16 protein-coding genes are annotated in these 21,087 nt (G+C 71.1%); 11 read left to right on the forward strand and 5 right to left on the reverse strand.

Features of this window, described 5'->3' with window-relative positions:
* Positions 1-716 (forward strand): hypothetical protein (locus tag HALOF300_RS27020; RefSeq protein ID WP_408636833.1); only part of this gene is annotated, 716 nt, incomplete at its 5' end.
* Positions 713-1,195: a hypothetical protein gene (locus tag HALOF300_RS12880; RefSeq protein ID WP_156741343.1), complete on the forward strand. Its 483-nt coding sequence runs from the start codon at positions 713-715 to the stop codon at positions 1,193-1,195. The genes HALOF300_RS27020 and HALOF300_RS12880, both read left to right, overlap by 4 nt.
* An 84-nt stretch (positions 1,196-1,279) precedes the next feature.
* On the opposite strand, the gene HALOF300_RS12885 is transcribed toward HALOF300_RS12880, so the two are convergent.
* Complete coding sequence (locus HALOF300_RS12885) at positions 1,280-2,455, reverse strand: glycosyltransferase family 4 protein (RefSeq protein WP_156741344.1); 1,176 nt, start codon at positions 2,453-2,455, stop codon at positions 1,280-1,282.
* Positions 2,456-2,586: 131 nt separating this feature from the next.
* Here HALOF300_RS12885 and HALOF300_RS12890 point away from each other — a divergent pair, with 131 nt between their 5' ends.
* Entirely contained in the window at positions 2,587-3,381 is a 795-nt protein-coding gene (locus HALOF300_RS12890) for a methyltransferase domain-containing protein (protein ID WP_156741345.1), read from the forward strand.
* Positions 3,382-3,452: 71 nt separating this feature from the next.
* Here HALOF300_RS12890 and guaA read toward each other — a convergent pair whose 3' ends face one another.
* Positions 3,453-5,027, reverse strand: a complete 1,575-nt coding sequence (guaA, locus tag HALOF300_RS12895) for a glutamine-hydrolyzing GMP synthase (RefSeq protein ID WP_156741346.1) — start codon at positions 5,025-5,027, stop codon at positions 3,453-3,455.
* Positions 5,028-5,049: 22 nt separating this feature from the next.
* Positions 5,050-5,442, reverse strand: a complete 393-nt coding sequence (locus tag HALOF300_RS12900) for a DUF3817 domain-containing protein (protein WP_156741347.1) — start codon at positions 5,440-5,442, stop codon at positions 5,050-5,052.
* A gap of 108 nt (positions 5,443-5,550) precedes the next feature.
* Here HALOF300_RS12900 and HALOF300_RS12905 point away from each other — a divergent pair, with 108 nt between their 5' ends.
* The 3 genes from HALOF300_RS12905 (at position 5,551) to HALOF300_RS12915 (ending at position 9,980) form a co-directional block, all read left to right on the forward strand.
* Entirely contained in the window at positions 5,551-6,387 is an 837-nt protein-coding gene (locus tag HALOF300_RS12905; protein WP_156741348.1) for a hypothetical protein, read from the forward strand.
* A gap of 81 nt (positions 6,388-6,468) precedes the next feature.
* Entirely contained in the window at positions 6,469-8,250 is a 1,782-nt protein-coding gene (locus tag HALOF300_RS12910) for an ABC transporter ATP-binding protein (protein ID WP_231955325.1), read from the forward strand.
* The gene (locus HALOF300_RS12915) at positions 8,247-9,980 is read left to right on the forward strand and encodes an ABC transporter ATP-binding protein (protein ID WP_156741349.1); all 1,734 of its coding nucleotides are present in this window, start codon (positions 8,247-8,249) and stop codon (positions 9,978-9,980) included. The genes HALOF300_RS12910 and HALOF300_RS12915 overlap by 4 nt, the downstream gene beginning before the upstream one ends.
* A gap of 219 nt (positions 9,981-10,199) precedes the next feature.
* Here the strand turns inward: HALOF300_RS12915 and HALOF300_RS12920 are convergent, their stop codons facing one another.
* Entirely contained in the window at positions 10,200-11,033 is an 834-nt protein-coding gene (locus HALOF300_RS12920) for an SURF1 family protein (protein WP_156741350.1), read from the reverse strand.
* A gap of 145 nt (positions 11,034-11,178) precedes the next feature.
* Between HALOF300_RS12920 and HALOF300_RS12925 the strand changes: the two genes are divergently transcribed.
* The 5 genes from HALOF300_RS12925 (at position 11,179) to HALOF300_RS12945 (ending at position 19,417) form a co-directional block, all read left to right on the forward strand.
* On the forward strand, positions 11,179-13,701 hold the full coding sequence (locus tag HALOF300_RS12925) for a phosphoketolase family protein (protein ID WP_156741351.1): 2,523 nt from the start codon (positions 11,179-11,181) through the stop codon (positions 13,699-13,701).
* Positions 13,701-15,767, forward strand: a complete 2,067-nt coding sequence (gene pta, locus HALOF300_RS12930; protein WP_156741352.1) for a phosphate acetyltransferase — start codon at positions 13,701-13,703, stop codon at positions 15,765-15,767. Before HALOF300_RS12925 ends, pta begins: the two co-directional genes overlap by 1 nt.
* On the forward strand, positions 15,764-16,966 hold the full coding sequence (locus HALOF300_RS12935; protein ID WP_156741353.1) for an acetate/propionate family kinase: 1,203 nt from the start codon (positions 15,764-15,766) through the stop codon (positions 16,964-16,966). The genes pta and HALOF300_RS12935 overlap by 4 nt, the downstream gene beginning before the upstream one ends.
* Before the next feature lie 28 nt (positions 16,967-16,994).
* The gene (locus HALOF300_RS12940; RefSeq protein WP_197522528.1) at positions 16,995-18,398 is read left to right on the forward strand and encodes an Nramp family divalent metal transporter; all 1,404 of its coding nucleotides are present in this window, start codon (positions 16,995-16,997) and stop codon (positions 18,396-18,398) included.
* Positions 18,399-18,556: 158 nt separating this feature from the next.
* A complete protein-coding gene (locus HALOF300_RS12945; RefSeq protein ID WP_231955327.1) occupies positions 18,557-19,417 on the forward strand; it encodes a sugar phosphate isomerase/epimerase family protein in 861 nt (286 codons plus the stop codon).
* 69 nt (positions 19,418-19,486) lie between these two features.
* Here HALOF300_RS12945 and HALOF300_RS12950 read toward each other — a convergent pair whose 3' ends face one another.
* Positions 19,487-20,881 (reverse strand): class II fumarate hydratase, encoded by a 1,395-nt coding sequence (locus HALOF300_RS12950; RefSeq protein WP_156741354.1) that lies wholly within the window; start codon positions 20,879-20,881, stop codon positions 19,487-19,489.
* Positions 20,882-21,087 lie beyond the last annotated feature (206 nt).

Genomic DNA, 21,087 nt, shown 5'->3' on the forward strand with positions numbered 1-21,087 from the left:
GGCCACCGACCCCCGGCCCCGGCAAGGCCCTGACCCGGATCGTGTTCGGCCTCTCGCTCGTGACGATCGCCGCGTTGTGGTTGCTCGACTACGTGGGCGGCGTGGCCGTCGGTGGCTGGCTGACCGGCGTGGGCGTCGTGCTGGTCCTGTTCGGGATCGGGGTTCTGATCGCGGGCCTGCTCGGGCGCCGGTCCGGTGTGATCGGCGGCCTCGCGGTCCTGATCGCGCTGGTCGGGGTGCCCTGGGCCGCGGTCGAGGGATCGACGAACTTCGGCGACTTCGACTGGACCGAGTCCGGTAGCTACGGGGACGCACGATGGGTACCCCAGGACGCGACGCAGCTCGAGGGCGGCTTCGACGACATCGCAGGTGGCGAGGTGACCGTCGACCTCACCGAACTCGAGGGCAGCGTCCGGCTCGCCGAACCGGTGCAGCTCGGCCTCGGTGCCGGCCAGCTCAACCTCCGCGTTCCCGAGGGGATGTCGGTACAGATCGAGGCGCAGGTCCTCGGCGAGGTCATCGCCCGGACCAGCGACGGCTGGGAGGGCGGCTTCGCCGACGACCCGCCGAGGCCCATCGAGAACAACCAGTGGCGCACCAGCCCTAGCCGCGGGGTCGTCCTGACCTCTCCCGCCGGCCAGGTCGGCGAGCCCGACCTGACCATCGTGATCGACGCCGGTGTAGGCGAGATCCGGATCATCGAGGAGTCCGCATGACCGAGAACCGCAACCACGCCGAGTCCCCGGCCGAGCCCGGGACGCCCACGGCGGCGCTCGGATCGACCGGATCGGACACCGCGGACCACAACCGCCCGAGCATCATGGAGGCCGCGAACATGCTGGAAGCCGAGACGAGGACGGCACCCGAGACGTCCGATGCCGGGACGCCGTCCTGGTACGAGGAGTCCCTTCGGGACGAGGCCGCGCTGAGGTCCGAGCCGACCACGGTGCCGGCACCGTCCGTCGCATCGCAGCCGCCGGCCGCCGGGTACTCGCCCGGCGCCCCGGCGCCGCGGGAGCGGACCCGGGTGGGCACCATCGTGTGGGGGCTCGTGCTCGTCCTGCTCGGCGTCGCGGTGGTCGCGATCGGGCTCGGGTTCGAGCTCGACCTCGAGGTCTTCCTCATCGGCCTGCTCGGCATAGCCGGAGTCGGCCTGCTGGTCGGCACCGCGATCTCGGCGCTGCGCGGGCGCTGACGCGCTGGTCCGACCGTCAACGGGGCGATTCCGACGCACTGGGTGCCTCGGAATCGCCCCAGAACACGTCCGGGGAGCGACAGTTCAGATCAGCCGTCGGGCGCGGGCGTAGAGCTCGTCCGCGCGGGCCAGCACCTCGGTCCAGCCCACCGCCGGCGCCACCCGCGCGTTGTGCTCACGGATCCGCACCAGCAGGTGCGGGTCCGTGGCCAGTTCCACGAGCGCCTCGGTGAGTCCGGCGTCCCCGGTGCGCAACAACCCGTCGATGCCGTCCGTGACGAACTCACCGATGCCGGTGCCGGCGTTCGCGACCACGGCGAGCCCGGCGGCACGGGCCTCCAGGGGCGCGATCCCGAACGCCTCGAGCCGGGCCGGGGCGACGAACACGTCCTGGTCCCGGTAGAGCGTCGGGAGCACGTCCCGTGGCACCCGGCCCAGCAGTGTGACCACGTCCTCGAGCCCGGCGGCGGCGATCTCGGCCCGGACGGCCGCCTCGGCGGGTCCGCTGCCGGCGATGCTCAGCCGGATCCTCGGCCGCCCACGCTCGTCGCGCCCCAACCGCTCGGCCGCGGCGCCGACGAGCTGCACGAGCGGGACGGCGCGCTTGCGGGGTGCGAGCCGCTGGGTCGCCACGACCCGTAGCAGCCCCGGCTCGGACGCGGCGACCGGGGTGGCCGCGGCGGCCCGCCAGGGCATCAGGTCCAGGCCGTTCGGAAGCACGGTGACGTCGTCGCGGCGCAGCGCGTGCGCCACCCGCTCGGCGGCCACCGTGCTGACCGCGCTCGGCGCGAGCCGGGCCTCGTCCCAGCCGCCGGCGCGGGCGCCGAGGCGGACCGCCGGCTCAACGCCGTCGAGCATGCAGTGCCAGGTGATGGCCAGCGGCAGGCCGAGCTCGCGAGCCGCGCGGGCGCCGTCGAACGCGAACGGGCTGACCACGCCCGCGTGCACGTGCACCACGTCCGGCTGCAGGATCTCCAGCGCCCGGCGCACCAGCGCGCGCCCGTTCGGGTGGACCGGCAGCCCGAACGTGACCGGCGAGGCGATCCGGTGCACCCGCACCCCGTGCGCCTGGGTGGTGGTGGTCCGGTAGCGGCTGCGGCCACCTTCGAGCACCTCGACGGCGTCCGCGGCCAACGCCGTCGCGGTCAGCACGTGCACCGCGTGCCCGGCGGCGCCCTGGTGGGTGGCGAGATCCTCGACCTGGGACTCGATGCCGCCGACGCGCGGCGCGTAGCAATCGGAGACGTGGACGATCCGCACGCCCCACTGTAACCAGCGCCGCCCGCGCAGGCCCGGAGACACGGCCTCGCGCGCCAGGGCTGGCAATCGGGATCGTCACGAGTTATCTTGACATCGAGATAACTCTCTTGACGTCGAGAGATCGGACAGCGATGACCACCTGGGACCCGGCCACCTACCTCGCCTACGCCGACGAGCGCTCGCGCCCGTTCCTCGACCTGCTCGCCCGGGTCGACGGCGACGCGGCCACCATCACCGACCTCGGCTGCGGCCCGGGCCACCTGATGGCCCCGTTGCGGGCACGCTGGCCGCACGCGGCGATCGTGGGCGTGGACTCCAGTCCCGAGATGATCGAGCGGGCGCGCGCCGAGCACGCCGCCGACGGCGTCACGTACGTGTGCGCCGACCTCACCTCGTGGGAGCCGGCTACTCCCGTGGACCTGCTCGTCTCGAACGCGACGCTGCAGTGGGTGCCGGGCCACCTCGAGGTCCTCCCCCGGCTCGCGGGCGCCGTCGCGCCCGGCGGCACGCTGGCGTTCTCGGTGCCGGGCAATTTCGGCGAGCCGAGCCACGTGCTGCTGCGGGACCTCGCGGGGCGAGCGCCCTACGCGGCGCACACGGACGCCGTCGTCCACCCCTCGTCACACGACGGCGCCACCTACCTGGCGGCGCTGGCGGCGGCCGGGTGGCGGGTGGACGCCTGGGAGACCACCTACCTGCATGTGCTCGACGGCGAGGATCCGGTGCTGCGGTGGATCCTCGGCACCGGTGCGCGCCCGGTGGTCCAGGCCCTGCCCGAGGACCTGCGCGGGCGGTTCATCGCCGAGTACGGGGCACTCTTGCGCCGAGCCTATCCAGCCGACCCGGCCCGCCCGCACGGCACGGTGCTCCCGTTCCGGCGTGTGTTCGTGGTTGCCACTCGCGCTGAGGCAGACCCTCCCGCCTGACCCAGAATGGTCTGCGCTACTACCTCGGGCGCCGGGTTCTGCGCGACGGCGCCAGGTACTGGCTCACGCCCTCACTCCCACTCGATGGTGCCCGGCGGCTTGCTGGTCACGTCCAGCACCACCCGGTTCACCTCCGCCACCTCGTTCGTGATCCGGGTCGAGATCTTCGCCAGCACGTCGTACGGGAGCCGGGTCCAGTCCGCGGTCATGGCGTCCTCGGAGGACACCGGCCGGAGCACGATCGGGTGGCCGTAGGTGCGTCCGTCGCCCTGGACGCCCACCGAGCGCACGTCCGCCAGGAGCACCACGGGGCATTGCCAGATCTCGCGGTCCAGGCCGGCTGCGGTGAGTTCCTCCCGCGCGATCGCGTCCGCCGTGCGCAGCGTCTCCAGGCGCTCCGCTGTGATGTCCCCGACGATCCGGATGCCCAGGCCGGGGCCCGGGAACGGCTGACGCCAGACGATCGTCCCGGGCACCCCGAGCTCCAGGCCGACCGCGCGCACCTCGTCCTTGAACAGGGCCCGCAGCGGCTCGATCAGCGAGAACTGCAGGTCATCGGGCAGCCCGCCGACGTTGTGGTGTGACTTGATGTTCGCGGCGCCCTCGCCGCCACCGGACTCGACCACGTCCGGGTAGAGGGTGCCCTGCACGAGGAACTTCACGTCCTCGCCGTGCGCGCCGGCCTCGGCGACCACCTCGCGGGCGGCGTCCTCGAACACCCGGATGAACTCCCGGCCGATGATCTTGCGCTTGGTCTCCGGGTCGCTGACGCCCGCGAGCGCGTCCAGGAACCGCTGCTTGGCGTCGACGACCTTGAGCCGGACCCCGGTCGAGGCCACGAAGTCGGTCTCGACCTGCTCGGCCTCACCGGCGCGCAGGAGCCCGTGGTCGACGAACACACAGGTGAGCTGGTCGCCGATCGCGCGCTGCACGAGCGCCGCGGCCACCGAGGAGTCCACACCGCCGGAGAGCCCGCAGATCACCCGCGCGTCGCCGACCTGCTCGCGGATCGCGGCCACCTGGTCCGCGATCACGTTGCCGGGCGTCCAGTCCCCGGCCAGTCCGGCGCCGTCGTAGAGGAAGTTCTCGAGGGCCTTCTGGCCGAACTCGGAGTGCTTGACCTCGGGGTGCCACTGCACCCCGTAGAGCCCGCGGGTCCGGTCCTCGAACGCCGCGACCGGCGATCCCGGGGAGGTCGCGAGCACGTCGAAGCCGGCCGGCGCCGCATGCACCGCGTCCCCGTGCGACATCCACGTGGTCTGCTCCGTGGGTGACCCGGCCAGCAGGGTGCCCTCGGAGTCGACCCGCACGGGAGTGCCGCCGTACTCGCGCGCCCCGGTGTGGGCGACGGTGCCGCCGAGCGCGGCGGCCATCGCCTGGAAGCCGTAGCAGATCCCGAACACGGGCACGCCGGCGTCGAACAGCGCGGCGTCCACCGCCGGGGCGCCGTCGGCGTACACCGACGCGGGTCCGCCGGAGAGCACGATCGCGGCCGGGTCCTTGGCCAGGATCGCGTCCACGCTCATGGTGTGCGGGACGATCTCGGAGTAGACCTTCGCCTCGCGCACCCGGCGGGCGATCAGCTGGGCGTACTGGGCCCCGAAGTCGACGACGAGGACGGGCCGGTGCGGGGTGGGGGCGCTCACAGCACCCAAGGATACGACCCGGTCAGGGCGTCTCGGCGCGCGCGGCCAGCGTCTCGTCCATCCAGTCGCGGGCCTTGCCCTCCATGACGAACGACAGCACCGGCACCACGCCACCGGCGATCAGCGCGGCGATCCGGCCGAAGCTCCAGCGCATCCGGCTCCACAGGTCGAACACGGTCACCGCATACACCACGTAGATCCAGCCGTGCACGAACGCGATCCAGGAGCCGATCACCGGGTTCGCGCTGCCGGTCGCGTCGACGCCGTTCACCTGCACGATGTACTTGAGCACCATCTCCAGGCAGAGCAGCAGGAGCATGCCACCGGTGACGAACGCCATGATCCGGTAGCGGGTGAACGCGCCGCGGTCCTTCATGTCCCGGGCGTCGGCGTTGGTCGCATTCGTGTCCGTCATGGGGCCATTGTCGCCCGTCTCGCGGTGTGCGGGGAAACGCGCTGGCCGGGCCCGACGGCGGTCGGCGCCAGCACCGGTCGGTAGCCTGTGCGCGGAGAGGGGTGGGTGATGACCCGACGGCGGTGGCTGCTCGTGGCGGCAGTGCTCGCCGTGGTGGTCGTGATCGTGGTGCTCGCGACCCGTGCTGGTGGTGCGTCCGCCGAGCGGGCGGAGTCGATCACACAGTGGGACGCCGACCTGCGGTCGTGGGAGCAGGAGCGGCTCGCGCAGTTCGGGCCCGACGGCGTCCTGGTGCCGACGGCGCAACCGCTGGCTGCCGTGGTGCTCGGGTTCGCGGACGCCCCGGTGCTGGCCGGCCAGGAGCCCAGCGAGTCGCTCGATGCGGTGAACGCGGCCTGCACGGCGCAGACGTCCTTCCCGGAGGCGGTGCGGGGCGTGCCGGCGCCGCCGGCCGCACCGCCCGGTCTGGACCTCGAGCACCCGGACGCGCAGGAGGTCGTGGCCCGGTTCGAGGCGGACCGGGCGGCCCTGGCCGCGTTCGCTGGCGCCGTCGGCACGGACGAGCCGCAGGTGCGGCAGTTCTGCGGCACCTACCCGGTGCTGGTCGCCGCGCATGCGAACGCGGCCACGACCGGCCCGGCCGAGGCGAACCTCCAGCTCGCGGACGCGCTCGCGACGCAGTGCTACCTGCCCGGTTGGGAGCCGGTGTGCGCGGCCGGCGCCGACTCGGCGCGGGACGTGGCCGCGGCTCAGGGCGGTGGTGACGAGGTCGCGACCGACGCAGCCGCAGCGGCAGCCGACGTCGCGCACGCGCAGGCCGCGACCGCCGTCGGGATCGGTGCCGACCGGACCGCTACGGCGGCCGAGCTGATCGCGGTACTGACGACCTGGGACGCCGATACGAGCGCCGCCACCACGGCGTTCACGGCCGCGCTCGGCGACTGAACCGGGGCCGCGGCGCCGCAGTGGCACACACCACTGAAATCAGTTGGATCGGCGCGGGTGCGAGGCATACCGTTGCCTCTCGTGCGTCCACTCCCCGAGGCCGATCCCGGCCACCCTCCGCTGACCTCCGCCGGCGCCTTCATGTGGTGGCAGACGAAGCGCCAGTGGGGCGTGCTCGTCGCCGCCGTCATCGTCGGCATCATCGGGGCCGTCTGCCAGGCTGCGGTGCCGTTCGTGCTCGGCCGCGCCATCGACGGCGGCCTCGAGCACGGCCTGTCGCCGTCGCTGCTGCGGTGGTGCCTGATCCTCGCCGGCATCGGCGCGGTCTCGTTGTTCACCGGGGCGTTCGGGCACCGGCTCGACGTGGTCAACTGGCTGCGCGCGTCCCTGAACACGAGCCAACTCATCGGCCACCATGTCGCCAGCACCGGCTCGGCGATCACCCGGGAGCTGCCCACCGGCGAGGTGGTCGCCACGGTCGCCTCGGACGCGCTGCGCCTCGGTGAGATCTACGCCCAGGCGGCCCGTCTGCTCGGCGGGATCGTCACGTACATCCTGGTCGCCTTCGTGCTGCTGCAGAGCTCGGTCTCGCTCGGCGTGGCCGTGCTCATCGGTCTGCCCGTGGTCGCCGCGGTCCTCGCGCTGCTGGTCCGCCCTCTGCAGCGCCGCCAGGCGATCCAGCGCGAGGCCGCCGGTCGGCTGACCACGCTCGGCGCGGACACCGTGTCCGGGCTTCGGATCCTGCGCGGCATCGGCGGCGAGGAGGTCTTCGCGGGCCGCTACCGCGAGCAGTCCCAGAAGGTCCGGGCCGCGGGCACCGCCGTCGCGCAGACGCAGTCCACCCTGGACGCCCTGCAGACGCTGCTGCCCGGGCTGTTCCTCGCCGGGGTGGTCTGGTACGGCGCCCACCTGGCGCTCGCCGGGGAGATCACGCCCGGTCAGCTCGTCACGTTCTACGGCTACGCCGCGTACCTCACTCAGCCGTTGCGTGCCGCGACCCAGGCCGTCCAGTCCGGAACCCGGGCGGTGGTCGCGAGCCGCAAGATCATCAAGGTCCTCCAGGTCACCCACGACGTCCCGGACACCGGCACCGAGGCGGCCCCGCCCGCCGGGTCCGAACTGGTGGACTCCGACTCCGGCCTGGTCGCCCACCCGGGGCAGCTCCTCGCCGTGGTGAGCGCGGACCCGGACGCCTCCGCCGAGATCCTGGCCCGGATGGCCCGGCAGCACGACCGAGTCGGTGCCGCCGATAACGCCGAGGGTGCGCAGGAGACCGGCGAGGTGCGCTGGGGCGAACGGCTCCTCACCGACGTGCCGCTGGCACAGGTGCGCGAGCGGATCGTGCTCAGTGAGGCCACCCCGGCCCTGTTCACCGGTCCCCTGACCGAGGAGCTCGACACTCGCGAGCGCGCGGACCGCGCCGACCTCGAGTCCGCGCTCGCGACGTCCGACGCCGGTGACGTCCTCGACTCCATCCCCGAGGGCCTCGACGGCACGATGACCGAGAAGGGCCGGTCCCTGTCCGGCGGGCAGCGCCAGCGCGTCTCGCTGGCCCGGGCGCTGCTCACCGAGGCCGAGATCCTGCTCCTGGTGGAGCCGACCAGCGCCGTGGACGCGCACACGGAGGCTCGGATCGCGGCGAACCTGACCCGCGCCCGCGCCGGCCGCACCACCGTGGTGGTCTCGGCCAGCCCGCTCGTGCTCGACCAGGTCGACGACGTCGCGTTCGTCGCCGACGGCCGGGTCGAGGTCCGCGGCGGACACCGCGACCTGCTCGAGATGGCCGAGGCCGGGCACCCCGGTGCGCTCGCCTACCGCAACGTCGTCAGCCGCGCCACGGCAGAACAGGAGGTGGCCCGATGAAGCTTCCCATCGCGGATACCGCAACCATGCGCGCCATGACCGGCGACCTGCTGCGCCGCTACCGCGGCGAGCTGACCGGCGTCGTCGGGCTGCACACCCTGTCCGCCGTCGCGGGTCTGCTCGGGCCGTGGCTGCTCGGGATGATGGTCGACGGTGTGATCGGCGGCACCACCGCCGGTGCGCTGAACACCATGGTCGCCATCCTCGTGGCGGCGGTCCTCGCCCAGACCGTGCTCACCAAGTTCGCGCAGCGCTCCTCGATGCTGCTCGGCGAGAAGGTGTTCGCCGGGCTGCGCGAGGAGTTCATCTCGCACGTCACGACGCTCCCGCTGTCCACCGTGGAGCGCGCCGGGACCGGGGATCTGGTGGCGCGCACCACGAACGACATCGACCGCGTCCAGCACACGGTGCGGTTCGGCGTGCCCCGCGTGCTCGTCTGCATCATCACGATCGTGCTGACGGTGGTCGCGGCGGTCATGGCGAACTGGCTCGTCGCCCTGGCGATGTTCGCCGGTGCCCCGATCCTGATCGTGGTGACCCGGTGGTACCTGCGCCGGGCCACGAAGGGGTACCTGCGCGAGTCCGCGTCCTACGCCCGGATCAACGGCACCATCACCGAGTCGGTCGAGGGTGCCAGCACCGTGGACGCGTTGTCCCTTGGCCGGCGGCGCCGCAAGCGGATCGACGCCGACATCGCCGAGGCGTTCGGCGCCGAGAAGTACACGCTGTACCTGCGCACGGTGCTGTTCCCGGGTCTGGACGCGGCCTTCATCCTGCCGATCATCGCCGTGCTGCTCTGGGGCGCGTACCTGATCTCGACCGGTCAGGCCGGCGTCGGTGCCGTGACCACGATCGCCCTGTATGCGGTGCAGGTGATGGGCCCGGTCGACGAGCTGATCTTCTGGATCGACGAGATCCAGGTGGGTGCCACGTCCCTGTCCCGGATCTTCGGTGTCTCCCTCGTGAAGACGGACCGGGAGGCCAGCGGTGCGCGGCCGAGCGGCGAGGAGATCGAGGCACGGGAGCTGCACTACGCCTACCGCGAGGGCCACAACGTGCTGCACGGAATCGACCTGGACCTGAAGGTCGGCGAACGCCTCGCGGTCGTCGGCCCCTCCGGTGCGGGCAAGTCCACTCTCGGGCGGATGCTCGCCGGGATCCACCCGCCCACCGCCGGGACGGTCACGGTCGGGCAGGTCCCGCTCGTCGACCTGCCGCTGGAGGAGCTGCGTTCGCAGGTGGCCCTGGTGACGCAGGAACACCACGTGTTCGTGGGGACGCTCGCCCAGAACCTGCGCCTGGCCAAGGTCGAGGCGGACGACGGCGAACTCACCAGGGCGCTGGACGCCGTCGACGCCCTCGGCTGGGTGCGGGCGCTGCCGGAGGGTCTGGAGACCGAGGTCGGCTCGGGCGGGGCGAAGCTGACCCCGGCGCAGGCCCAGCAGGTCGCGCTCGCCCGCCTGGTCCTCCTCGATCCGCACACGCTGGTCCTCGACGAGGCGACGTCGCTGCTCGACCCGCGCGCGGCCAGGCACCTCGAGCAGTCGCTGAACGCGGTCCTGGCCGGCCGCACCGTGGTGGCGATCGCGCACCGCCTGCACACGGCGCACGACGCCGACCGCGTGGCCGTGGTCGACGGTGGCCGGATCTCCGAGATCGGCCCGCACGACGAACTGGTCGCGGCCGACGGAGAGTACGCCGCGCTCTGGCACTCATGGCAGCAGGAGTAGGGCGACCGTAGCCCGGTCCGGGGCGTGCTGGGCCAGCCGCCACGTCGCTCCCATGACCCGAAATGCGGGTACTGCGCACACCCACCCACATTTCGGGTCAGTGGAACCACAAGGCCGTCCGCTCCCAGGACCCGAAATGCGGGTCACGCACACACCCACCCACATTTCGGGTCAGCGGAACCGCGCTGTGGACCGGCCCGTCCAGGCCCGGGTGCTGCCTCAGGTGGCGGCGTCGGCGTCGGCGACCGCGGTGGTGGGCGTCTGTCCACGTTCGGCGCGAAGGTGGCGCACCTCGTCACGGACCATCCGCCACCAGAGCACCAGGGCGAAGCCGCCGAAGATCCACCACTCGGCCGCGTACGCGAGGTTCTGGATGTTCAGTCCGCCGCCCTCGATCACCGGGGCGCCGTATGGCCGCAGGTCCGCGCCGGCGGCTGGCTCCTGGACCTCCAGGACGAACTGCCCGGAGAAGATCGGTGTGCCCCACACGTTCGCAAGGGCCGCCGGACTGACCGCCTCGATCTCGTCGCCGGTCGCAGCCCCGACGGCGATGCCCGCCTGGGCCGGGTCCGGTCCACCGAGGTAGCCGGTCAGCTCGACCGGCCCGCTGGGCACATCGAGGTGGGCGCCGGCGGGCTCGCTCACCCAGCCGCGCACCACCGGCAGGATCGCGGGGTCGGCGCCGTCACCGGCTTCGACCCGGAGCGCGGTGACCACCAGGTAGCCGGTCTGCCCGTCGAGCTCGCGATCGGGGACGAGGAACTGGTCCTCGGACAGATAGGTGCCGGTGACGGTGACCCGTTGGCCCACCATGGTCTGCGTGAACGGCGTCTGCGGCGCGACCACCGTCTCCATCGGCACCGGGGGCGCACTCTCGCGTTCGGCGGCCTCGACGGCGGCGGCCTGGTCGCCACGGATCTGGGCTCGGTCCAATTGCCAGGCGCCGAGCCGGATGCACAGCAGCGCACCTGCCACGAGCAGCACGAAGATGCCGATCAGGCGGGGGCGGGTGGCCGCCCGCAGCCAGTCGGAGAACCCAGCGGACGCGTGCACCCATCCAGGTTACGCGCCGCGTCCGGGTGTCCGGGCCGGTGCTCACCCCCGCGGTCGCCACCTGGGACCGAAGTCACTCGCGCAACGGCTCCGGAACGGGCAGGCTAGGTCACGGCTGTGCTGTCGCTCACCGAGGGGTTGGACCATGTCCGTCACGTCATCCGTCACTTCCGATGCAGAATCCCGCCCACCGTCGACGCCGGCGGGTCCCTGGCTCCACCGCCCGGTCGCCGATCTCGACGCCGAGACCCTGAACACGCTGGACCGGTGGTGGCGGGCTGCGAACTACCTGTCCGTCGGGCAGATCTACCTGCTCGCGAACCCGCTGCTGCGGACACCGCTCTCGGCCGATGACGTCAAGCCGCGACTGCTCGGCCACTGGGGCACGACCCCCGGGCTGAACTTCGTCTACGCCCACCTGAACCGGGTGATCGCCGAGCGCGGTCAGTCCACCATCTACCTCACCGGCCCCGGTCACGGCGGGCCGGGCCTGGTGGCGAACTCCTACCTGGAGGGCTCCTACACCGAGACCTACCCGGACATCACCGCGGACGCGGAGGGTATGCGCCGGCTGTTCCGGCAGTTCTCCTTCCCCGGTGGCATCCCCTCGCACGTGGCGCCGGAGACCCCCGGTTCCATCCACGAGGGCGGCGAGCTCGGCTACGTGCTCTCGCATGCCTACGGGGCCGCGTTCGACAACCCGGACCTGCTGGTCGCGGCCGTCGTCGGCGACGGTGAGGCGGAGACCGGGCCGCTGGCGACGAGTTGGCACTCGAACAAGTTCGTCAACCCAACCCTGGACGGGGTGGTCCTCCCGATCCTGCACCTGAACGGGTACAAGATCGCCAACCCGACGGTGCTGGCCCGCATCCCCGACGACGAGCTGCTCAGCCTGATGCGCGGGTACGGACACAAGCCCCACCTGTTCGTCGGCGGCTTCGACGGCGAGGACCCGGCGGCCGCGCACGCCCGGTTCGCGGTGCTGCTGGACGAGGTGTTCAATGAGATCGCCGACATCAAGGCGTCGGCTGCCGCGGGCAACACCGGCCGGCCCACCTGGCCGATGATCATCCTGCGCACCCCGAAGGGTTGGACCTGCCCGCCGGTAATCGACGGCAAGCAGGTGGAGGACTCCTGGCGCTCCCACCAGGTGCCGCTCGCCAGCGCCCGCGACACCCCCGAGCACCTCGAGGTCCTGCACGACTGGCTCACCTCCTACGGCGCCGAGGAACTCTTCGACGACGACGGCGTGCTGGCCGCCGACATCGCCGCGCTCGCACCGCCGGGCGACCTGCGGATGAGCGCGAACCCACACGCGAACGGCGGTCTGCTGCTCCGCGACCTGCGCATGCCCGACTACACCGAGTTCGCCGTCGACGTGCCCGCCCCCGGCGCCGCGATCGCCGAGCCCACGAAGGTGCTCGGGCAGTGGCTGACCGAGGTGATCCGGCGCAACCCGGACAACTTCCGCATCTTCGGCCCGGACGAGACCGCCTCGAACCGGCTCCAGTCGGTCTACGACGTCACGGACAAGCAGTGGAACGCCGGCTACCTCGAGAGCGACTCCGACGACCACCTCGCCCGGGCCGGCCGGGTCATGGAGATGCTCTCCGAGCACCAGTGCCAGGGCTGGCTCGAGGGCTACCTGCTCACCGGGCGGCACGGCCTGTTCAACTGCTACGAGGCGTTCATCCACATCGTCGACTCGATGTTCAACCAGCACGCCAAGTGGCTGGACGTGACCCGGGACATCCCGTGGCGGCGCCCGATCGCGAGCCTGAACTACCTGCTCTCCTCGCACGTGTGGCGGCAGGACCACAACGGGTTCTCCCACCAGGACCCGGGCTTCATCGACCACGTGATGAACAAGAAGTCCGAGATCGTCAGGGTCTACCTGCCGCCGGATGCGAACACGCTGCTGTCCACCTACGACCACTGCCTGCGCAGCCGCGACTACGTGAACGTGGTGGTCTCCGGCAAGCAGCCCGGGCCGCAGTTCCTCACCATGGACGAGGCGATCGCGCACTGCACCCGCGGCCTGGGCATCTGGGAGTGGGCCGGCACCGAGGTGCTCGGGGAGGACCCGGACGTGGTGCTCGGCTGCGCCGGGGACATCCCGACCCTTGAGGTGCTGGCCGCGGCGGACCTGCTCCGCAAGCACCTGCCCGATCTGTTGGTCCGCGTCGTCAACGTGGTGGATCTGATGCGCCTGCAGGACGAGCGTGAGCACCCGCACGGCCTGTCCGACCGGGACTTCAGCACCTACTTCACCGATACCAAGCCCGTCATCTTCGCCTACCACGGCTACCCGTGGCTGCTGCACCGGCTCACCTACCGCCGCACCGGTCACGCGAACCTGCACGTGCGCGGCTACAAGGAGGAGGGCACCACCACCACGCCGTTCGACATGGTGATGCTCAACGACCTCGACCGCTACCACCTGGTCATGGACGTCATCGACCGGGTGCCGGGCCTCGGGTCGAAGGCCGCCGGGCTGCGTCAGGAGATGTCCGACGCTCGCCTGCGCGCGCGCCGGTACACCCGCGAGCACGGCGACGACATCCCCGAGGTGCGGGACTGGGTGTGGCCGGACGCCGGTGACACCGGCACCGCCGAGGGCGGTCCGGAACGCAGCGCCACGGCGAGTACCGCAGGAGACAACGAGTAATGGTGACCAATGTGTACGTGACCTCCCCCGAAGGGCACACCGGGAAATCCTCGGTGGCCCTCGGGCTGGTCGAGCTGTTCGTCCGCCGGGTCAAACGGGTCGGGGTGTTCCGGCCGGTGGCCCGCGGGGACGAGGAGCGGGACTCGGTGCTCGAACTGCTGCTCGCGCACGACGGCGTCGACCTCACCTACGAGGAGTCGGTCGGGGTCACGTACGAGGACGTGCACGCCGACGCGGACGCCGCCCTGACCACCATCGTGCACAAGTACCGCGAGGTGGAGCGCCAGTGCGAGGTGGTGGTGATCGTCGGCTCGGACTACACCGACGTCGCCGGGCCCACCGAGCTCGCGTTCAACGCACGCATCGCCGCGAACCTGGGCTCCGCCGTCGTGCTCGTCACCTCGGCCGTTGACCGCACCCCGGAGGACGTGCGCTCGATGGTGGACCTGTCCATCGTCGAACTGAATGCCGCGCACGCCCGGGTGGTGGCCGTGGTCGCCAACCGCGCCGACCCGGCCCAGCTCGCACAGATCGAGGCGAGCCTGGCAGATCTGCCGCTACCTGCCTGGGTGATGCCGGACGTGCCGCTGCTGTCCGCGCCGAGCGTGCGTGACCTGCTCATCGCTGTGGAAGGCACCCTCGCGGCCGGCGACGACGAGCTGCTCGACCGGGAGGCCGAGGAGCTCATCGTCGGCGGGATGACGATGGAGCACATCCTCGACCGGATCACCGACGGAGCGGTGGTCATCGTGCCCGGCGACCGCTCCGAGGTGGTGCTGGCCATGGTCGCTGCGCACGCTGCCGAGAGCTTCCCGTCCCTTGCCGGGCTGATCCTCAACGGCGGCTACGAGCCCACCTCCCAGATCGCCCGCCTGGTGGCCGGCCTCGGCCAGCGGCTGCCGATCGTGACCACGCGGTACGGCACGTTCGGGACCGCCAGCCGGGTCGCGAAGACCCGCGGGCTGTTGTCCACCGGGTCCCAACGCAAACTCGACGTCGCCCGCGCGACGTTCGAGTCCGCCGTCGACGGTGACCGGCTGCTCGACGCGGTCGACGTGCCGCGCAGCGAGGTCGTCACGCCCCTGATGTTCGAGTACGACCTGATCGAACGGGCCCGGTCCGCCCGCAAGCATGTGGTGCTCCCGGAGGGCTCGGACGACCGGATCCTGCGGGCCGCCAGCACCCTGCTCGCCCGGGACGTCGCCCAGCTGACCCTGCTCGGCGACGAGCAGGCCGTGCGGGCCCGCGCGAGCGAGCTCGGACTGGATCTCACCGGGGCCGCGGTCCTGTCCCCCCAGGACCCCGAGCTGCGGGAGCGGTTCGCGCAGGAGTACGCGCGGCTGCGCGCCCACAAGGGCATGACGGCGGAACGAGCCCGGGAGATCGTCACGGACGTCTCCTACTTCGGCACCCTGATGGTGCACCTCGGTCTGGCGGACGGCATGGTCTCCGGCGCACAGCACACCACCGCGCACACGATCAAGCCATCGTTCGAGATCATCAAGACGGTGCCCGGGGTGTCCGTGGTGTCCTCGGTGTTCTTCATGTGCCTGGAGGACAAGGTGCTCGTCTACGGCGACTGCGCCGTGAACCCGGACCCGACCGCCGAGCAGCTCGCGGACATCGCGGTCTCCTCCGCCGCCACGGCCGCGCAGTTCGGGGTGGACCCACGCGTGGCGATGCTGTCCTACTCGACCGGGGAGTCCGGTTCCGGCGCGGACGTGGACAAGGTGCGCACCGCCACCGAACTCGTCCGCGAGCGCGCCGGCGACCTCGTGGTGGAGGGTCCGATCCAGTACGACGCCGCTGTGGACGCCTCCGTCGCGAAGACGAAGCTGCCGGACTCGGAGGTCGCGGGCCGGGCCACCGTGTTCATCTTCCCGGACCTGAACACCGGCAACAACACCTACAAGGCGGTGCAGCGCTCCGCCGGCGCCGTCGCCGTCGGCCCGGTCCTGCAGGGCCTGAACAAGCCGGTCAACGACCTGTCCCGCGGCGCCCTCGTGCAGGACATCGTCAACACCGTCGCCATCACCGCCATCCAGGCCCAAGGAGCCGCCCTGTGAGCACGAACGTCCTCGTGATCAACTCCGGATCGTCGTCCCTGAAGTACCAGGTGGTCGACGCCGAGACCGGGGCCGCGAGCGCCGTCGGGCTGGTGGAGCGGATCGGCCAGGCGTCCGGCGTACTCACCCACACGGTGGGCGAGGACGCGCCGGACAAGCACAGGATCGAACTGCCGGTCCCCAACCACACGGTCGCGATGGGAGCGATGGCCGACGCGTTCGCCGAGCACGGGCCCTCGCTCGCCGGGGCCGGGCTGGTCGCGGTGGGGCACCGCGTGGTACAGGGCGGGGCCAGGTTCGGCGGCTCCGTGCTGATCGACGACGAGGTGGTCGCGATCATCGAGGACCTCTCCGACCTCGCGCCGCTGCACAACCCGCCCAACCTCGACGGCATCCGGGCCGCCCGGGCATCCTTCCCGGAGCTGCCGCACGTGGCGGTGTTCGACACCGCGTTCCATCTGACCATGCCCGAACACGCGGCGACCTACGCGATCGATCGGGAGGTCGCCGCGGCCATGAGGATCCGGCGCTACGGCGCGCACGGCACGTCCCACCAGTACGTCGCCCGCGAGGCGGCGGCCTTCCTCGGGATCGCCCGCGAGGAGTCGAACCTGATCGTGCTGCACCTGGGCAACGGGGCGTCGGTGACCGCCGTGGAGGACGGGATCTCGGTGGACACCTCGATGGGCCTCACGCCCCTCGAAGGGCTCGTGATGGGGACCCGCACCGGCGACATCGACCCGGCCGTCGTGTTCCACCTGTACCGGACCGCCGGCATGAGCATCGACGAGATCGACAACCTGATGAACCGCCGGTCCGGGATGCTCGGGCTCACCGGCATGGTGGACATGCGCGACATCGGCGACGCCGTGGACGCCGGGGACGAGGCGGCGACCCTCGCGATGGAGGTGTACTGCTACCGGCTGCGCAAGTACATCGGGGCCTACACCGCGGTCCTCGGACGGGTGGATGCGATCGTGTTCACCGCCGGGGTCGGGGAGAACAGCGCGGAGGTTCGCGCCGGCGCCCTGCAGGGCCTGGAGGCCTTCGGCATCCGGCTGGACGGCGCCGCGAACGAGGCCCGCTCCCGCGACACCCGGCGCATCAGCACGTCGGACTCCCCCGTTGCCGTGCTGGTGGTGCCCACGAACGAGGAGTTCGAGATCGCTCGGGAGTCGGTCGCCGTCGTCCGAGCCTGACCCGCCACCACTGATCGGGGAATGAAGGATGAGCACCGACGCCGGCCCCAGACACGGCACCGCCGACCTGGTCGACCCGTACGCCCTCGATCCACGGGACGTCCAGGAACCACCCACCACCGTCCGCGGCCGGCTCCGGTTCCTCGGCCCGGGCATGATCACCTCCGCGGCCGTCGTCGGCTCCGGGGAACTCCTGACGGCGACGACGCTGGGCGCCGAGGCGGGATTCATCCTCCTCTGGCTGGTCCTGGTCTCCACCTTCCTCAAGGTATGGGTGCAGATCGAATTGGGCCGATGGGCCATCTCGACCGGCAAGGTCGCGGTGACCGGCTACAACGAGGTCCCCCCGAAGATCGCCAAGCGTGGCTGGATGGCCTGGCTCGTGCTGCTCATGTTCGTCCAGTTCCTCACCAGCCAGGCCGGGGTCATCAGCGCATCGGCGTTCGCGTTCTCCTCACTGCTGCCCATCGGTGGCGACCCCTACTCACTGGTTTCGATCGGCACCTGGGTGGCGATCCTGGTCCTCATCGCCATCGGGATCCACATCTGGAACCGATACACGGTCGTCGAGGGCGTCTCGACCGTCCTGGTCGTGCTCGTCACCGCCTTCGCCGTGATCATCGTGTTCCTCATCCAGGGCACCGAGTATGACTGGAGCGTCGCCGACCTGGCCGACGGGATGCGGTTCCAGATCGCCCTTGGCTCGATGGGCGTCGCACTTTCGATGTTCGGCCTGACCGGCGTCGGCGCCGGCGAGATCACCGCCTATACCTACTGGTGCGTCGAGAAGGGCTACGCGGCGTGGTCGGGCAAGAACGACGGCTCCGAGGCGTGGGCCAAGCGGGCACGGGGCTGGATCTCGGTGATGAAACTGGACGCCTGGGTGGCCTGGGTCGTGTACACGATCTCGACCGCAGCGTTCTATGTCCTCGGCGCAGCGGTCCTGCACCCCCAGGGGATCGTGCCGGAGGGCGACGAGGTGATGACGACGATCTCGAGCATCTTCTCGACGGCGGTCGGCGAGTGGGGCGCCACCGTGTTCCTCGTCGGCGCCGGCATCGGGCTCTTCAAGACGATCATCGCCAACGTGCCGAGCCTCGGCCGTCAGGTGGGCAACACGCTCGCGGTGTTCGGTGCCTTCGACTGGAGCGACCAGATCCAGCGTGACCGCTGGATGCGGGGCATCATGGTCGTGCTTCCGATCGTCTGGGGCCTGCTCGGGACCGTCGTCGCATCGCCCCTTGCCCTGGTCATCCTCGCCGGCATCCTGAACGCGGTCTTCCTGATGGGAGTGGCGGCCTCGACCGTCTACCTGTCGCAGCGTCAGACCGATCCTGCGGTCAAGGACGGCAGAGCGTTCGCGGTGATGCTCGTCATCTCCGCGACCGCGATCTTCCTCGTCGGCATCGTGGGTCTGATCAACCTCTTCTGAGCGTGCGGACGGGACGGGCGGCAAAGCCCGGCAACCGGTGCCCAGGGGAGACGAACCTCGCCTAGCCTCACCAGCAGGGGACGGCCGAAGGCGTCCGACCCTGTTCCAGTTCGGTGCACCTCAGCGCACACGATCACGATGAAGGAGAGTGCGGACAGATGGCCAAGATCGGCGTCCAGGCGATGATGCTCAAGGGCAAGGTCAGTGAGCTCGGCGCGTATGACACGCTCGCGCGTATCGCTGACATCGGCTACCACGCCGTCGAGGTGTCCCAGATCCCGATGGACGAGGCGAACGTGGCCGAGATGGCCCGTGCCCGCGCGGAACTGGGTATCGAGTTCGGCGCCCTCTCCACGGCGCTCGACGCCGGACCGGAGGGCTCCGCGGACGCCCTCACCTCGGAGTTCGACAAGATCGTCGCCGACGCCAAGGTCCTCGGCGCGACCAACCTGCGCATCGGGATGCTGCCGTTGGCCCTGCTGGAGTCGTTGGATCAGGTGCTCGACTTCTGCCGCCGCTCCGATGAGCAGGCGCTCAGGCTGGCCGAGCACGGCATCAGCCTCTACTACCACAACCACCACATCGAGTTCATGAAGTTCGACGGCCGGAGCCTGCTGGACATCATCAACGAGACCGCCCCGAACATGCGGCTCGAGCTCGACGTGCACTGGGTCCAACGCGGCGGCAACGACCCGGTCCGCACGCTGCGCAAGTATGCGGACCGCGCGGACCTGGTGCATCTCAAGGACTACCGCATCGGCGCGATCGCACCGGAGGCGTTCAAGGCGCTTGCCGACGGGGACCGGAGCGCGTTCATGAAGGCCTTCAGTGAGGTCGTGCAGTTCGCCGAGGTGGGCGAAGGCACCCTCGACTTCAGGGCGATCGTTGAGCAGTCGGTCGCCAACGGCGTGAAGTACATGTTCGTGGAGCAGGACCAGTTGTACGGCCGGGACGTCTTCGACGCCTTGAAGACCTCCTACGACAACCTCGTCGACCTCGGTTTCGCCGACCTCTTCTGAGCTCCAGCCGGCCCGGAACGGGCGAGCGGCCCCGGACGATCACTCGTCCGGGGCCGCTCGCTGTTCGGGTTACGGGTGGGTCATCGAGGCGACGTCCAGCGCCGCGTCGAGTTGCTCCGGGGTCACCTCGCCGCGCTCCACGTAGCCGAGGTCCTCCACGGCCTGGCGGATCGTGAGGCCCTGGGCCACCGAGTGCTTGGCGATCTTCGCCGCCGCCTCGTATCCGATGATCCGGTTCAGCGGGGTCACGATCGATGGCGAGGACTCGGCCAGCTCGCGGGCCCGCTCGACGTTCGCCGTGATCCCGTCAACGCACTTCGTGGCCAGGGCGCGGGAGGCATTCGCGAGCAGGTTGATCGACTCGAGCAGGTTCCTGGCCAGCACCGGCAGCATCACGTTCAACTCGAAGGTGCCACTGGCACCGGCGAACGCGATGGCCGCGTCGTTGCCGATCACCTGGGCGGCGACCATCAAGGTTGCCTCCGGGATCACCGGGTTCACCTTGCCCGGCATGATCGAGGACCCGGGCTGTAGGTCGGGCAGTGCGATCTCGCCGATGCCGGCGCGCGGGCCGGAACCCATCCACCGCAGGTCGTTGCAGATCTTCACGAGCGAGACCGCGATCGTGCGCAGCTGGCCGGAGGTCTCCACCAGGGAGTCCTGCGCGCTCTGCGCCTCGAAGTGGTTCGGCGCCTCGGTCAGCGGCAGCCCGGTGTTCTCGGCGACCAGGGCGATCACGCGCTGCGGAAAGCCCGCCGGCGTGTTGATGCCCGTGCCGACGGCGGTTCCTCCGAGGGGCAGTTCGGCCAGCCTGGGCAGGGCGGAGGTCACCCGGGCGATCCCGTTGCGGATCTGCTGGGCGTAGCCGCCGAACTCCTGGCCGAGCATCACGGGTGTGGCGTCCATCAGGTGCGTACGGCCCGCCTTGACGACGTCGGCGAACTCGGTCGCCTTCGCCTCGAGGGAGGTTGCGAGGACCTCCAGGCCGGGCAGGAGTTCGGTGATCACGGCCTCGGTGGCGGCGATGTGGATCGAGGCTGGGAACACGTCGTTGGAGGACTGCGACGCGTTCACGTGGTCGTTCGGGTGCACCTCGGTGCCCGCCTCGGTGGCGAGCGTGGCGATCACCTCGTTGGCGTTCATGTTGGACGACGTCCCCGAACCGGTCTGGAACACGTCGATCGGGAAGTGCGCGTCGAACTCCCCGGCGATGACCCGGTCCGCGGCAGATCGGATCGCATCCGCCCGCGTCTGGTCGAGGACGCCGAGCTCGGCGTTCGCCGTCGCCGCCGCACGCTTGATCTGGGCCAGCGCGGCGATGTGGTGACGCGAGATCCCGGTGCCGGAGATCGCGAAGTTCTCCACCGCACGCTGGGTCTGGGCGCGGTACTTGGCGTCCTTGGGCACCCGCACCTCCCCCATCGTGTCGTGCTCGATGCGGTATTCGGTCGCGTCCTGCGTCATCACTGCTCCGTGGTCGATTTCGAGGTCGGTCCAAGTATCTCAGCCGAGGACCGGGCCGGCGGACCCCAACACATCGGTCCGGTCCGGGCCACGGGCTCCATTTTCGGGTTCCCGGAATCCGCTCGGTGCGTTCGACGTCGGTTGTCGTCGCGTATCTCGGTGCTCGACCGCCGATGGTGACTACTCCCCGCACCGGGCAACCCCGG

It is taken from the genome of Occultella aeris (assembly GCF_902703175.1).
GTDB classification, from domain to species: domain Bacteria; phylum Actinomycetota; class Actinomycetes; order Actinomycetales; family Beutenbergiaceae; genus Occultella; species Occultella aeris.

Excerpts from the sequence above, each read along its gene's own strand:
- HALOF300_RS12940 (WP_197522528.1), top strand. The coding sequence starts at position 16,995 with ATGAGCACCGACGCCGGCCCCAGACACGGCACCGCCGACCTGGTCGAC.
- HALOF300_RS12900 (WP_156741347.1), bottom strand. The coding sequence starts at position 5,442 with ATGACGGACACGAATGCGACCAACGCCGACGCCCGGGACATGAAGGAC.
- HALOF300_RS12925 (WP_156741351.1), top strand. The coding sequence starts at position 11,179 with ATGTCCGTCACGTCATCCGTCACTTCCGATGCAGAATCCCGCCCACCG.
- HALOF300_RS12915 (WP_156741349.1), top strand. The coding sequence starts at position 8,247 with ATGAAGCTTCCCATCGCGGATACCGCAACCATGCGCGCCATGACCGGC.
- HALOF300_RS12945 (WP_231955327.1), top strand. The coding sequence starts at position 18,557 with ATGGCCAAGATCGGCGTCCAGGCGATGATGCTCAAGGGCAAGGTCAGT.
- HALOF300_RS12890 (WP_156741345.1), top strand. The coding sequence starts at position 2,587 with ATGACCACCTGGGACCCGGCCACCTACCTCGCCTACGCCGACGAGCGC.
- HALOF300_RS12880 (WP_156741343.1), top strand. The coding sequence starts at position 713 with ATGACCGAGAACCGCAACCACGCCGAGTCCCCGGCCGAGCCCGGGACG.
- HALOF300_RS12950 (WP_156741354.1), bottom strand. The coding sequence starts at position 20,881 with ATGACGCAGGACGCGACCGAATACCGCATCGAGCACGACACGATGGGG.
- pta (WP_156741352.1), top strand. The coding sequence starts at position 13,701 with ATGGTGACCAATGTGTACGTGACCTCCCCCGAAGGGCACACCGGGAAA.
- HALOF300_RS12905 (WP_156741348.1), top strand. The coding sequence starts at position 5,551 with ATGACCCGACGGCGGTGGCTGCTCGTGGCGGCAGTGCTCGCCGTGGTG.